At 44.7% G+C, this 15558-nt stretch carries 9 protein-coding genes; all 9 read left to right on the top strand.

Features of this window, described 5'->3' with window-relative positions; translation table 11 throughout:
- The first annotated feature begins 15 nt into the window (after positions 1-15).
- Positions 16-1455 (top strand): alkaline phosphatase family protein, encoded by a 1440-nt coding sequence (locus VNN20_16640; GenBank protein ID HWP93819.1) that lies wholly within the window; start codon positions 16-18, stop codon positions 1453-1455.
- A gap of 136 nt (positions 1456-1591) precedes the next feature.
- Positions 1592-3673 carry a sulfatase gene (locus VNN20_16635; GenBank protein HWP93818.1) on the top strand — a complete coding sequence of 694 codons (2082 nt, stop codon included), beginning with the start codon at positions 1592-1594 and terminating at the stop codon, positions 3671-3673.
- Between the two features lie 44 nt (positions 3674-3717).
- Positions 3718-5634: a sulfatase gene (locus VNN20_16630; GenBank protein ID HWP93817.1), complete on the top strand. Its 1917-nt coding sequence runs from the start codon at positions 3718-3720 to the stop codon at positions 5632-5634.
- A gap of 17 nt (positions 5635-5651) precedes the next feature.
- Positions 5652-7538, top strand: coding sequence for a sulfatase (locus VNN20_16625; GenBank protein HWP93816.1), 1887 nt, complete (start codon positions 5652-5654; stop codon positions 7536-7538).
- A gap of 18 nt (positions 7539-7556) precedes the next feature.
- Positions 7557-9389, top strand: a complete 1833-nt coding sequence (locus tag VNN20_16620; GenBank protein ID HWP93815.1) for a sulfatase — start codon at positions 7557-7559, stop codon at positions 9387-9389.
- Positions 9390-9436: 47 nt separating this feature from the next.
- Entirely contained in the window at positions 9437-11593 is a 2157-nt protein-coding gene (locus tag VNN20_16615) for an alkaline phosphatase family protein (GenBank protein ID HWP93814.1), read from the top strand.
- A gap of 403 nt (positions 11594-11996) precedes the next feature.
- Positions 11997-13994 (top strand): alkaline phosphatase family protein, encoded by a 1998-nt coding sequence (locus VNN20_16610; GenBank protein ID HWP93813.1) that lies wholly within the window; start codon positions 11997-11999, stop codon positions 13992-13994.
- Positions 13995-14013: 19 nt separating this feature from the next.
- Positions 14014-14214, top strand: coding sequence for a hypothetical protein (locus VNN20_16605; GenBank protein HWP93812.1), 201 nt, complete (start codon positions 14014-14016; stop codon positions 14212-14214).
- A gap of 520 nt (positions 14215-14734) precedes the next feature.
- Positions 14735-15558, top strand: an 824-nt coding sequence (locus tag VNN20_16600; GenBank protein ID HWP93811.1) for a hypothetical protein, incomplete at its 3' end; no start/stop codon positions are given.

The raw sequence follows: 15558 nt of genomic DNA, 5'->3' as shown, positions 1-15558 counted from the left end.
GTCGAATGAAACAAGATGAAAACCCAAAGTGAGCGGCGAGGTAATAGGAAAAGAGCCATTCTGCTCATCTCTTCGAGCCTATTGGTGATCTTAGGTACAGCGTACTACTTTAACATACGAGAACCAGAGGTTGTGTTATACCCTGTTCCTTCCCATCCTATTATTCTTGTCGGCGTTGATGGTCTGGAGTGGGAGGTTATGCTTCCGATGATTAAAGAGGGAAGACTGCCGATAATGACAAAGCTGATGAAGCAGGGGGTCTTCGGCAAGTTACAGACCTCTAAGCCTACCATATCTCCGGTCATCTGGACATCCATTGCCACTGCTAAGACCCCAAAGGAACATGGAATTAAAGGTTTTACCTACTCGGAAAAGAGAAATTCTAGACGGAAATTGTACACCAACGGAGACCGAAAAACCAAGGCATTCTGGAACATTCTTACGGACCACAATTTTACCGTTCATTGTGTCGGCTGGTGGATGACTTTCCCGGTTGATCGGATCAACGGGATTATGGTAGCCCAGACAAATACAAGCAGCCAAATAAATAAGGATAAAGATGGCATGGTTTGGAAGGGGGGTATTTTGAAGGGCTTGCCCGGACAGGTACATCCGGACTCTCTCCAAAATAAAATCATGGCCATAGCCGAAGGGGTGGAATCTGACCTGCCACTCCTGACGGAGTCTATTTTCGGCAAATTTGTGCATCCGATATCTGAGCTAAATAGAAACCTGTGGAGCAACACGCAATGGGCGTTTCGAGCAGATGCCATATACCTCCGTGTAGCGGAATATATTTTGGAATCAGGCGAACCCTACGACCTCCTGGCTATTTATTTTGGAGGGACTGACGTGGTTGGACATCGCTTTTGGCGCTACATGCGGCCGGATGACTATAGGCATCGCCCCACCGATGAGGAAATTGAGGACTTTGGTGATATCATCGAGGATTATTATACATTCATCGATACCGTAATTGGACAACTCCTTGGGAAGCAGCCTGTTGATACAACCATATTTATTATCTCCGATCATGGGATGTATGCGGTTAATCGAGACCAATTCTTCAGCCCGAATGAACCCTTTACCCAGGTGAACTCCGGTCACCATCACAGCGAACCCCCTGGAGTGATCATTGCTGCGGGACGTTATATTCGCCCCAATGCATTATTGGATCATGATGGTTTAAATAGTAGTGATTTGCCCGTTGTTGGAAGTATTTACGATATTACACCGACCATACTAACTCTCAAGGGTATTCCGGTAGGCTCCGATATGAAAGGTAAGGTTCTCAAAAACATTCTTGACGGCAGGTTTTTAGAAAAATATCCGGTTAAGACCGTCAAGACTCATGATACCAATGATTGGTTAAGCAACCGTCCAAGACAAGTTGAAGATGCCAGCGCTCAAGAGGAAAGAATGGAACAACTGAGGTCACTGGGATATATACAATGAACCGCCCTAATTCTAATATGATTGACCAAAAAGTTTATTAAGGGGGTATAGTTTCGCATCCTTGGAGATATTATTTAAGTATTGAGAATGATGAGGGGTTTCAGAAGGCGGATTTTTTGATTAAAGGGTAGCTATTGTGAGTGATGTCAATAACGGTTTGAGAATTGGAATGCATCTGACGATGGGGATTTTTTATGGTGTCCTTGCCGGTCTAATTCAGGGTCTCGCCGATGCGCTCATTTTGACAACCAGGTACAACGGTTTTATCCTGGGGCCGCAAGACGTCATTAAATCACACTTTTTTGGCGTTATCGGCAGGATCTTACACCTAGATAAGAATGAACATATACAATTTATCTTAGATAGTTACCTTGGTCCAGCTTTTGTCGATAAAATGCCCCTTATCTTTAATTTATCGGCAACATATATGGTAATTGGTTTAATAGTAGGAATATCTCTCGGAATACTATTATGGCTTGCATTTAGGATTGTTAAAAGACCTATGGATGTTGGAAGGATGTCCATGTTTTATCTTAGCCTTGTAGTGAGTTTTGGTATATTCATTAACCTAATGATTTGGCTGGATAGAAGATACTCGATTCCAATTTTTTCTGTTTTGGGTTTTTTAATAAATTTAGGTCTTATAATTAGTGCTTTGCTTTTGACCGGCATTATTTACAAGTCGGTATGCACCCTAAGGAATAGTTTTTTTGAAAGCGAGAAGGCCACTTCTTCGGGGATTTTAAGAAGAGAGGTCAAGATTGCGCTATTATTTGTTGGGATAATTATAGGGGGTACCGTGATTTTGAACCTGTGGATTTTGGAAGAAGACGAAAGAACGTCGGATATCTTTGCCGCCCAGGTAAAAAATAGCGCTCCTAGTGATATAAACAGCTTCAGTGATAAAAATGATGTTAATGTAATCTTGATTTCCATAGATAGCCTCAGAGCAGATCATTTAAGCTGCTATGGATATCATCGAAAAACCAGTCCCAATATCGATAAGCTTGCTAGCGAAGGAGTATTGTTTTCCAATGCTTTTAGTAACACTTCTTGGACCTTGCCTGCTCATATATCGATGCTTACCTCGATGTATTCTGAATCCAACGGAGTTATTACGAGTGATGATAAACTCGATAAAAGTAGAATTACTTTAGCCGAAATGCTCAGGGAGTCGGGATATTCCACCGCTGCCTTTGTTTCCGGTCCTTTTCTGAATTCTGTTTACGGATATGGTCAGGGCTTTGATCATTATGACGATAAAACTATCGATTTTGATAGCCATAGAGAGTCACACCAAGGAGTGACTTCCCCTAAAATAGACAAAGCTATACAAGAATGGTTGAGAGATAATTACCGAAAGAAGTTTTTTCTCTTCCTTCATTACTGGGATGTCCATTATGACTATGCTCCTCCACCTCCTTATGACGCAATGTTCGACCCGAACTATACCGGAACTATAGATTCCAAAGATTTCGAATATAATTCCAGAATCGAGCCGGGCATGGATCCCAAAGACCTATTTCATATAATCGCTCTCTATGACGGGGAGATAGCATACACGGACAAGTATATTGGGAAGTTATTATCGACACTCAAGGAACTAGGGGTTTATGATAGGACCCTAATTATATTGACAGCGGACCACGGAGATGAATTTTTTGAGCACGGTCGTAAAGGACACCGAAAAACCCTTTACGACGAGGTGCTGCACGTTCCATTAATATTCAAGTTTCCTTCCAATTCGAATGTGTCGGTTGGCGGCAGGGTCGATAAAGTCGTAAGCATAATTGATATTATGCCTACAATACTAGATTACCTCGGCCTGAAGCGTAATAACGAAATGCAAGGGCGCAGCCTGTTGCCCTTAATAGAAGGTAACGAAAGACCAACCGACTCTTTGGTTTATTCTAGGCTCACCAATAACCTGGTAGCGGTTAGGTCGCTAAATTCGAAACTCATCCACCATCTTAGGGCTCCTAGAAAGGAGTTCTATGACTTATTAGACGACCCGCAAGAGAAAGTTAATCTTTTTGATGAGGGCATCAAAACAAAAGAGACCGCGTATAAAGCTGAAAGTTATTTAATTTCTCTGCTCGATTGGCTGAATGCTCAACGGCAAATTTATCATAATCTTGAGAAGGCTGAGGCTCCGGAGAAAGTCAATTTAACCGAGCCCATTAAAGAGCAATTGAAGTCTCTAGGATACATTGAATAAAAATAAAGTATGTTTAACGAGGTTTAGCTGCTAGGGAGGTACAAATGGATTTAATCGTCGACAAATTGAAAGACCTGAAAAAAATTATCCATATGAGCCTAGCGCTAGGTGTAGTACTTGGTTTTATACTGGGAATTGGAAAAGGATTAGTTTTTGTAGGTTCTAATCGCTATATGGAGCTTGAAATGTACAGTACTGCGCTCTATTACTTTCGGATCATAACCACCAGCTTCACAATCGAGTTTTTACTCGTTTCACTGGTCGTATTTCTAATCATGTTTCTCCTATACGTCATTCTTGTTTATTTACTCAAGGATGAAACTAGGGGCAAGAAATATACATACTATATATTCACCACTGTGTTTCTGATTGGATTATTTTTAATCGTTGGCTATTATCTCAATAAGTCATCCTGGTATCCAGCGTTTCAATCTATGAAAGGTCTTTCATTGAACGCTATATTCACATTATTGTTTATTTCTCTCGGGTTTATGGTTCTGAAGAAATTATCGGTAATTCCTCGATTTGTTGAGCATGTTTTCCCCAGAATATTTAGCTTCAAATTTGCCACTATATCTATCTTTTTCCTTTTGGTACTGAATGGGGTTTATTACTACAGTAACCTCCGTAGCGAGAGAAATGGAATGAATGTACTCTTCATAACCGCTGATACTTTGAGAGCCGATCACTTAGGAAGCTATGGGTATAGCAGAGACACTTCGCCCCATATTGACCGGCTAGCAAAAGAGGGGATTTTGTTTTCTCAAGCAATTGCCCAGTGGCCCAAAACAACACCCAGCTTTGCCAGCATGCTGACCAGTACCTATGGATATTATAATGGTATAACTAGAACTACAAGAAAGAAGATCGATGACTACTTTCTACTTTTGCCTGAAATCATGAAAAATTCCAATTACACCACTGTAGGCATAGTTACCAATGGGAACTTGGCTGAGGCATATAATTTTCACCAGGGATTCGATGAGTATATCGAAGTTTGGCAAGAGCATGAATCTGAGCGTGCGGAGCACGTTACCGAATATGCGCTATCTTGGTTAAGGGACAATTCCCATAAGGGGAAGTTTTTTATGTGGTTACATTATGTTGACCCGCACTGGCCTTACAATCCTCCACAACCTTACGATGAAATGTTTGTTCGTGACAAATATTATAATGGTTCTAATAAAGTGCCCATTAATACCGACCAAACATATCGGGAGGTCGGTGGTCGCTCTCCAGAAATTCTTAGGGGACGCGATGAATTAGATTACTATATAGCACAGTATGATGCAGAGATTAAATACATGGATGAAAATATTGGGAGGGTTTTGGATCTGGTCAAAGATATGGGACTTAGTGATAATACGATTATTATTTTCACAGCGGATCATGGCGAAGCTCTAGGAGATCATAATTTGTATTTTGCTCATGGCCGATTTGCTTATGATGATTGCCTCAGGGTTCCTTTAATTGTAAAGATTCCTGGACTCAAATCGGATGTTAAGATAATAGACCATCCGGTAGAACTCAATAACGTCATGCCAACCATACTAGATATTTTGAATATCCCTATCCATGAGGAGGCTCAGGGCACCAGTTTGATGCCATTGATGTTCGGAGACAATCATAGTATTCCGGAACATGCGTTTGCAGAAGCCGGATATCAAGAAGATTATCAGAGGGTGATTCGCACGAAGAAATGGAAACTAATCTATATCCCGGACAAAGAAGACCAGAAAATTATGCAAGGTATGCCGTTTGAGCTATACGATATTGAAAATGACCCTAACGAATTAAACAACCTGATCAATGTTGAGGTCAAAATAGCCGACCAACTTAAAAAGGAGCTTTTCGATTGGATGGAGTCGTCAGATCAGTTAGACGGACTTGTATCACAGGAAGAGATTGTGATTGACAAGCAAACAGAAGAGTCACTAAAAACGTTAGGCTATATTCAGTAAAGAGAAAGGAAGGCATCATGGCCACGAGAATCACCCGTTCAGAATGGTTTAAATATCTGATCGAGACCCTGACCCTGATATTTGTACTAGGTTTAGCCGGAGGTGTTATACTCGGGCTTTTAAGAGGCTGGAAATACTTATCTCATGGGCTCTATTTAGTCTCTCTTGACTTTTTAAAACTTAGCATAAATGAGAGCATACTAATAGCCTTTCTTCTGGTCGTTTTGTATTTATTTTCATTATTTGTTCTTGAACGCATTACCAAAAATACGAAAGTCAGTTGTTTTGTTTCAGGAGGACTATCCTGTATCCCTTTCTTCCTGTTTTTCGGATATAGGATCAATAAGGCTGGCGGAATAAACTGGTCTAATTTGTTTACGACAGACGCTCTTATATTCAACCTAAAGCTCGGCTTGGGCTTTGTAGTAATCTGGTTATTGGTTTCGGCAGTTCTTTTTCTATGGACTAAGTCTAGGATTCTAAAGACTTCGCCTGCCGGTATTAGGATGGCTGCTTTATTCTTAGGAGTTATTGTAATTGTTAATCTGATACCGCCCGTTGTTTATAGATTTCATGAACCACGATCCCCAAATGTAGTACTGATTCTAGTAGATGCGCTGCGTGCTGACCATCTAAGCTGCTATGGTTATAATAGAAACACCACACCCAATATAGACAAGTTCTCTAAAGATGCGGTTATATTCACTCAAGCTATTAGCCAAAGCACCTTTACCAGGACCAGTATAGCTTCTCTATTTACCTCCCTATACCCCTATCAGCATGGGGTATATAAGGGAGAGGTGGATGCGGCCGCAGTAGGTGATGACGCTGCTAACCCAGTAACCTCAGATGCGTTGAGCAAAGAGGAAACGACTATAGCAGAAGCCCTTCTTAAAAACGGCTTTTTAACCACAGCCTGGGTGCAAAACGCGCAGCTTAGGTCGTTCCTTGGATTTGGGCAGGGTTTTATGGAATATGACGAGCCCGCAGGCAGTATAGAGAATATCAACAAGAAAGTCGTTAAGTGGATTGACAAGATGGGAAGAAACCATCCATTCTTCGCCTATATACATTATCTCGATTTGCATGACCCATATATACCAAAACCACCTTATGATACCCTATATGGAGAGTACAGTGACCTGTATTCTCGGGTTAATGTTAGGGATAGTGCAGAGTGGACGAAATTCCGTAGAGCTATTAAGTTCAATCACATGAAGTTGGAGCGAAAAGACCTCGACCAACTGATTGCCTATTACGATGGCCAATTAAACTATATAGATGCTCAAATCGGGCTTCTCTTGGAGGAATTAAAAAGGTCAGGCCTCTATGATAACTCATTGATAATACTCACCTCTGACCATGGGGACGGTTTCATGGAACACGGATTTATTTCCCATAGCACCGTTCCTTACGACGAACTCTTGAAAGTCCCCTTAATTATAAAATTTCCTGATTCTCTATACGGCGGAAAGGTGGTAAATAATCAAGTCCGTTTAATCGACATCATGCCAACTATACTCGATTTCTTGAAACTGAACATTGATAGTGAGGTAACCGGATTCAGCTTACTAGCTTACTTCGATGATAATCACGACTTCGATGGGAAATTCCCCGAGTATGCTTACTCCGAATTTGTATCGGCTATGACCACGGCAACCTCGGTTAGGTCGGGGAAATTCAAATATATTAATATCCAGGGCAAAGAAGACGAATTTTATGATCTTAGTGTTGATCCTCAAGAGAAAAATAACATTATTGATGTGGTATCGCCCGCCAAGGTGGAAGAGTTCCGAAGAGTAGCGTTGGATATTGCCAAGAAAAGAAAAGAAAAAGAATCGACAGAAGTGGTTATAGATAAAGATACAATCGAGGATTTGAAGGCCCTGGGTTATATCCAGTGATCCTAGAGATGCTGCATCATGATAAGAAAACTTCTTAAAACTAACATTTTTAGATATTTGGTCGAAGCTCTGACTCTAGCATTAGTATTGGGTATAAGTATAGGTGTTATCTTGGGTTTCTATGAAGCCTGGGTCTATGCCTCGAATGGATTCTTTTTACCTGTTTTAAATTTATTGGAACACAATATTAATAAGAGCATACCCATCGTCTTTATTTTCACTTCGGTCTATCTTATAGCTTTCTTGAATCTACACAGTGTGCTTGGAAATGTTAGGAGGGCTTGCCTATTATCCAGTGCCATTGCGCTGACTGCGGTTTTCATCTTTTTATTCTATTATGCTGACCAAATAATATTCACGGGTGGATTGAGTAAACTTATCCAGAGCCTCCTTATCTGGGGTGCGGTTTTTATAGCATTGTGGTTTTTGGTTTCGATACTGTTTTTCTTCTGGACGAAAAGAAGAGTTTTGGAGGCTCCTGTTGTCAATATTCGGGGTCTAAGCCTGTTAATCGGCATAGTGCTACTTCTTAACCTCTCGACATTGTTGACACACAGGCTATACCCTAATGATTCTCCTAATGTAATGATCCTCTTGATAGATTGTTTGCGGGCAGACCATCTAAGCTTATATGGTTACAATCGAAAAACTACACCGAATATAGATGAGTTATCAAAGGATGCTGTGGTTTTCACTCAAGCCATAAGCCAATCTACCTGGACTCAAACCAGCATGGCCTCCCTTTTTACTTCGCTTTACCCTTACCAGCATGGTGTCGATAAGATCGAGGAGGCCAATGGCAGTATAGTATCGGGTGTTTTAAATGAACAGGAAACAACTCTTGCTGAGGTTCTTTTCCAAAATGGATTCTTGACTATGGCTTGGACCAAAGGAAACCACATGAAATCCGCCACGGGGTTTGCTCAGGGTTTTGTAAAATATGATGACAACCTCGGTCTGATAGAAGAGGTCAATAAGGAGTTTACTGAATGGCTAAGTCTGGCCGGAAGTAATAGCAATTTCTTTGCCTATCTTCACTACAATGACTTGCATGATCCCTACAGGCCAAAGCCTCCCTATGATACCATGTATGGTATTTACAGCGATGTTTATTCAGGCATTGATTTTTCGAATACCTCCGGGTTTCGAAAGAAGATCTTGCAAGGAATAACTAAGAAGGATGTTGATCAACTGATGGCGTATTATGACGGGTTATTAACATATATAGATCATCGTATTGGAGTTCTCCTGGATGAACTAAAAATGGCCGGTTTGTACGACGATACCATAATAATCGTCACCGCTGATCATGGAGATGGCTTTATGGAGCATGGGTATCTTGGACATAGTAAAGCCCCTTATGAGGAATTAATTAGAGTTCCTTTGATTATTAAGTTTCCTAACTCGCAATATGGAGGGGAGGTAGTTAAGAGCCAGGTTCGTCTGATCGATGTCATGCCTACCATACTTGATTATCTGGGAATAAGGGTTGGCCACAGCCTAGCCGGATTCAGTTTATTGAGTTTCCTTAGTGCCGATGGCAAAAAAGACGGCGAAATTGATTTTCCTGGTTATGCATACAGCGAGAGAGGTGATACCTTGGCAATCAGGACAGAGAAATTCAAATACATATACTTTCAAAGCGAAAAGGGAGAGGAATTTTATGACTTGGTCACTGATCCACATGAGAGAGACAATATTATAGCTTCAAAACAAGAAGAGGCTGCGGAGTTCCGCAAAATAGCTCTCGGAGTGATTTCGGAGAGGGCTACGAAAAAAAAGGATGTAGGAGAGGTAGTTCTCGATAAGGAGGCGATCGAAGAATTAAAGGCCTTGGGATATATTGAGTAAAAAGAACTAAGGGGTGAATAATGTTCAACAATTTTGGAAGATTGTTTATGCTTTTTATGTTTCTTGTTTTTATGCTAATTAACCGTCCGGAGAGTGCCCAGGCCTACATCGGCCCGGGGGCCGGCTTTGCATTCCTGTCCTCATTTTTGATACTGTTCGTCACGTTTGCCCTGGCCTTCTTCTACCTCCTTTCCTGGCCTCTCCGGTTTATCCTGAGGGCCTTGCTGCGTAAGGGAAAAAGGGTGAAGGGTGAGGTGGAGAGGGTGGTGGTGATTGGCCTTGACGGTATGGACCCTAAGCTTGCCGATAAATTCATGAACGAGGGCAAGCTTCCTAATTTCCTTAAGTTGAAGAAAGAAGGCGCTTTTGCCCCGCTGGCTACGAGCTACCCTTCCATATCCCCGGTTGCCTGGTCTTCATTCATGACCGGCGTTGATCCCTCATACCACAACATATTTGATTTTATCACCCGCGACCCGTGCACCTATCTGCCCATGCTTTCTTCGGCAGAGATAGGAAAGGCGTCCAAGATCCTGCCCATCGGCAAATACATGATCCCCCTGGGAAAGCCGAAAATGAAGCTTCTCCGAAAGGGCCAGCCCTTCTGGAAGATACTCGGAGAGAGCGGGGTGTTCAGTTCGGTATTGCGAGTGCCCATTACCTTCCCTCCAGAGAAGTTTAACGGTGTCCTCCTCTCCGGTATGTGCACTCCAGACCTGAAGGGGTCTCAGGGGACGTTCTCCTATTACACCACCAGTGAAAGCGACACCAGGACAAAAACGGGCGGCGTGGGTTATCAGGTAAGGTTGAATAGCGATACTATCAATACCTTTATCCATGGGCCGGAAAACAGTTTGGTTAAGGGGGGAGGGGAGCTTAAGGTTCCTCTAAAAATCAAAGTGGACAAAGAGAAAAACCGGGCCAGGATCGAGGTGTCTGACCAGAGCTTTGAGCTCGAGCCGGGTGTTTATTCCCCCTGGGTTCGGGTTACCTTTAGAGCCGGGCTGGGGATAAAGGTGCACGGTATCTGCCGCTTTTATATAAACCGCCTGAGCCCGGAATTCGAGCTTTACGTGACCCCGCTCAATATCGACCCGGAGAATCCGGCACTGCCCATTTCCCACCCCTTCATATACTCGGTCTATCTGGCCAAACTTATCGGTTCTTACGGCACCCTGGGACTAGCCGAGGATACTTGGGCCCTTAACGAGGGGGCTATCGATGAAGACGCATTCCTTAAGCAAGCCTATTACCTCTACGAAGAACGCGAGAAGATGTTTTTAAAAGCCCTGGAGAGGACCCCAAAGGGTCTCTGTACCTGCGTTTTCGACACCACCGACCGCATTCAGCACATGTTTTTCCGGTGCCTGGATGAGGCCCATCCGGCAAACCGGGGAAAGGAAGTGGAGAAGTATAAAGGGGTTATCGAAGACCTCTATATGCGTGTGGACCAGATGCTCGGCCGCGTCTTGGAGAGGATAGACGAAAAAACCGTGGTCATCGTGATGTCAGACCATGGGTTTACTCAGTTTAAGAGAGGGGTGAACCTCAATACCTGGTTCCTCAAGAACGGTTATTTAACCCTCAAGGACGGCAAGACCACCAGCGGGGACTGGTTTGAGAGCGTGGACTGGGAGAAGACGAAGGCCTTTTCCCTGGGCTTGACTGGCGTTTTCATCAACAGAAGCGGGAGGGAGGCAAACGGTATCGTAGAAGAAGGGGATGAGCTTCGTAACCTGAAGAGGGAGTTGATAGAGAAATTGACCGGCCTTGTGGATGAGGCTACTGGGGATGTGGCCATCCTGAGCGTCGTCGATACGGACAGTGCTTATTCCGGCCCGTACACCTACGATGCCCCCGACCTTCTAATAGGATATAATGCCGGATACAGGAATTCCTGGTCTTGCGCCACCGGCCGGGTAACCGAGCAGGTGTTCGAGGACAACACTAAGCACTGGAGCGGGGATCATTGCGTTGACCCCAAGGTCGTTCCGGGTGTTTTATTTTCCAACCGCCGGATTAATACCGATAAACCCGATATCAAAGACGTTGCCCCCACCGTGCTCAAACTTTTCGGGGTGGATATCCCCAAGTATATGAAGGGTAAGCCGCTGGTCCAGCCCGGACAGGATAGAGAGACTTTGCCGCCGGTCGAGGAAAAGTGGGAGGAAGAAGAAAGGGTGAAAAAGGTGAAGGCGGGGTAGGCTGAGGGTTTTCTTATATTTGTCATATTCATCCTCCCCCGCAAGTGGGGAGGAGAACGCGGGTGAGGCCGATTATGACATTAGGCGTCATTGCGAGGAATGAAATGACGAAGCGATCCCTTGAAGAAAGACGAGATTGCTTCGCTATCGCTCGCAATGACAGGAAAAAGACACAATTATTCCTTCCCCCTTGAGGGGGAAGGTCAGGATGGGGGGATGAAAATGAACCCCCCCACCTTTAATCCTCCCCCGCAAGGGGGGAGGAAATTTCTTCTTCCTTCCCCCTTGACGGGGGAAGGTCAGGATGGGGGTGAATGGAAATAAGCTCTCCCTCAAGGGGGGAGGAGAATTGTTGGGGTTAGGATGGTGGAAATAAAATTTCGAATAACAGGGGAGTAGAAAGGTGAAAGGTCAAAACATTATAGTAAGCGTAGTCTTTTTCATAATTGGTCTCAGTTTCCTTACAGTGGTGAGCGGGTGCGGTGAAAGTAAGGGTTCATCCGAGGCTACTACAAAGAAGGTACTGGTCCTGGGTTTTGACGGAATGGACCCGAAAATACTCAAGACCCTGGTAGATGAGGGGAAGCTTCCCAATTTTGAACACCTGATGAAAACCGGGGACTTCAAGCCCCTCACCACCAGCATGCCTCCTCAGAGTCCGGTAGCCTGGGCTAACTTTATTACCGGGATGAACCCGGGCGGACACGGTATCTTCGACTTTATCCACCGGGACCCGGCTACAATGATCCCCTACCTCTCCACCTCCAGGACCGAGTCGGCGGATAAAACCATCAGCATTGGTAGCTGGATTATTCCTCTATCCAGCGGAAAGGTTACCCTCTTGAGGGAGGGCCGGGCATTCTGGGAGTATCTGGAGGAAAAGGATGTTCCCACTACTATATTCCGTGTCCCGGCAAACTTTCCTCCTGCGGATACAAAGATGCCAGTGTACCAGCTCTCCGGCATGGGGACTCCGGATATACAGGGGACGTATGGAACATTCTCCTTTTATACGAATAAACCGGATGAATATAGCGATGAAATTTCTGGTGGCAAGGTTTTTCCAATCCGGGTTGTCGGTAACAGTTTTCAATCAAAACTGCCCGGCCCTAAGAACACCCTGAGGAAGGGTAGCCCAGAGACTGCCGCCGATTTTACCGTGTATATAGACCCGGAGAACCCGGTGGCAAAGGTCGTTCTAGACGACCAGGAGATTATACTCAAGCAGGGGGAATGGAGCGACTGGGTTACGGTGAATTATAAGATAATTCCTCTTCTTCAAAGCGTGAGCGGCATAGCTCGTTTTTATCTCAAAGAGGTTCGTCCTAATTTCAAGATGTATGTCAGCCCGGTCAATATAGACCCATCCGCCCCTGCACTTCCCATCTCTACACCCGAGGACTACTCGGAGGAGTTGGCCAGGGAAATCGGACCGTTCTATACACAGGGGATTCCGGAGGACTCAAAGGCTTTGTCGGAAAATGTGCTTGATGACGGCGAGTATTACGAACAATCCAACATCGTCCTGGACGAGGAGTTAAAGATGTTCGACCGTGAGCTCAAGCGCTTTAAATCGGGCCTTCTTTTCTTTTACTTCGGGAGGACCGACCAGCTTGCCCATATGTTCTGGCGCACCATGGACCCGAATCACCCGGCCTATGACCCCAATAGCAAATATAGACGGGTAATCGAGCAGACCTATATAGACATGGACCGGGTGTTGGGCAAAGCCCTTAAAAGTATAGATGAAAACACTACACTGATTGTGTTGTCCGACCACGGGTTTGCGCCGTTTTACCGCGCCTTCAACCTCAATACCTGGCTTAAAAACGAGGGCTATGCTTCATTGACCGATGATACGGAAGGGGACTTTTTTCAGAATGTAAACTGGTCCAAGACCCGGGCCTATGGAGCGGGCTTCAACGGCTTATACCTTAATCTCTACCGCAGGGAGGGAAAGGGGATAGTTCAGCCCTGGGAGAGGGATGCTCTACTCCAGGAGATTTCTGAAAAGTTACTCAAGATAAGGGACCCGAAGACCGGAGAGCAGGTAATCACCCGGGTATATAGAGCTGAAGAGATATATTCCGGCCCATTCGTCAAGGACGCCCCCGACCTCATTATCGGTTACAACAAGGGGTACCGTGCATCCTGGGAAACGGTATTGGGCAAATTCCCCAAAGCGCTCATCCGGGATAACGACGAGAAATGGAGCGGCGACCACCTGATCGAAGCTGACTTGGTTCCCGGCGTTATTCTCTCTAATAAGAAGATAGAAGCGGATAAGCCGGCTCTCACCGACCTTGCTCCGACGATTTTAGCCGAGTTCGGCATTCCCAAGGGAGAAGGAATGGTCGGTAATAGTGTCTTTGCGGTATTGAGTGCTATAAAACAAAATTAAGCCTGAGGAGGTAATAATAATGTTTGGCGGACCTAAGGTTAAACTGGATAAGGACCTGTTGGACCGGTGTAAAAAGCATGCGGAGCAGGCGGGATACGGTTCCGTGGAGGAGTTTATCTCCTACACCCTGGAGAAGGAATTAAAGAGATCGGAACAGAAATCCCGTGAGGGCGAGGAGGAGATTACCAAGAGGCTGAAGGGATTGGGGTATATAGAATGAACTCATATTAGGGTGTCATTCCCGCGCAAGCGGGAATCCAGTTTCTCAGAAAGATGGATCCCCGATTAATGCGTTCGGAGATGACATGCGGAGAAGATCCCGCTTCTTTAGGAATGGGTTTCTCGAAGTGTTCATTCTTTCCCCGGTTGAACCGGGGGGACTTGGCTCAGGACAAACGGGTTTTAGTTATCAGTATCAGCGGATAAACCACCGCTCATGCTGCAGCTTGTCGAAGCATCATCCTGAGCGGGGTCGAAGGATGCCGATGTTGTCATTCCGAGTGCATAGGAGGAATCTTAAACTATCTTAGAAATAGGATTTCTCCCGGAGTTTATCCAGCATAGCGAAGGAGTCGAAATGACAGGTAAAAAGCGAAATGAACCCCTCTTTAATTCCCCCCTTAGTAAGGGGGGAAACAGGGGGGTTAATCCCATCCTATCAATGGGGAGGATAGTTAGCAAACCCCGCAAGCCGTAGGGGATTCTCAAATTAAAAAACTAAACTAAGGGGTAGAAATTAAATGTCTTATTTCAATCTATATTTAAGCCGTTTTTTTGACCTGCTTATGTGGCCTTTTCAATCTCTTGACCCCTTTTGGTCTTTGGCTCTCTTTTCCCTGGTCACCGGTATAATCATGCTTTTGATATTCCGTTATACCTCCGACCAGAAGGGGATTAAGGAGACAAAAGACCTGATTAAGGCCTACCTGCTCGAAATCAGGCTGTTTAAGGATGACCTGAGGATTCAGCTTTCTGCACAGAAGAACATCCTGCGCCACAATTTGACCTACATGAAGCACGCTCTAAAACCCATGCTCTTCATGATAATACCGGTGGTGATAATACTGGTTCAGCTCGACGGCTGGTTCGGGTACAGGCCGCTAAAGCCCGGCGAGTCGGCAATCGTGTCCGTAAAACTCTCCGGGAAAGACCGGAAGGCCCTATCCGATTTATCCATCAAATCTGATGACGGGCTCGTGGTGGAGACACCTCCATTAAGAATACCTATGGAAAACGAGGTCAACTGGAGAATACGAGCAAAAGAGCCTGGGGAGCATAACCTCACGTTTAACCTGGACGGCAATAGCTTTCAGAAAAAGATAACCGTAACTGAAGGTAGATTAGACCGAGTTAACCGGGTAGTTTCATCCGGTTTTTGGGACTCGTTGCTATATCCGGCGAATGAATCGATGGGCAAAAACCCTTTTATGGAGAAGATCGAGGTCAATTACCCCAGCCGGTCTATCCAGATATTCGGGTGGCCGGTTCATTGGCTCGTGGTATTCTTCGTCTTGTCCATTGTCTTTGGATATGCGTTCAAAGGGTTCTTTAGGGTCGAGATTTA

Source organism: Thermodesulfobacteriota bacterium, from assembly GCA_035559815.1.
GTDB lineage: Bacteria > Desulfobacterota_D > UBA1144 > Nemesobacterales > CSP1-2 > DATMAT01.
The sequence above is the reverse complement of the archived record's forward strand: the minus strand, read 5'-3'. Positions and strand labels throughout refer to the sequence as shown.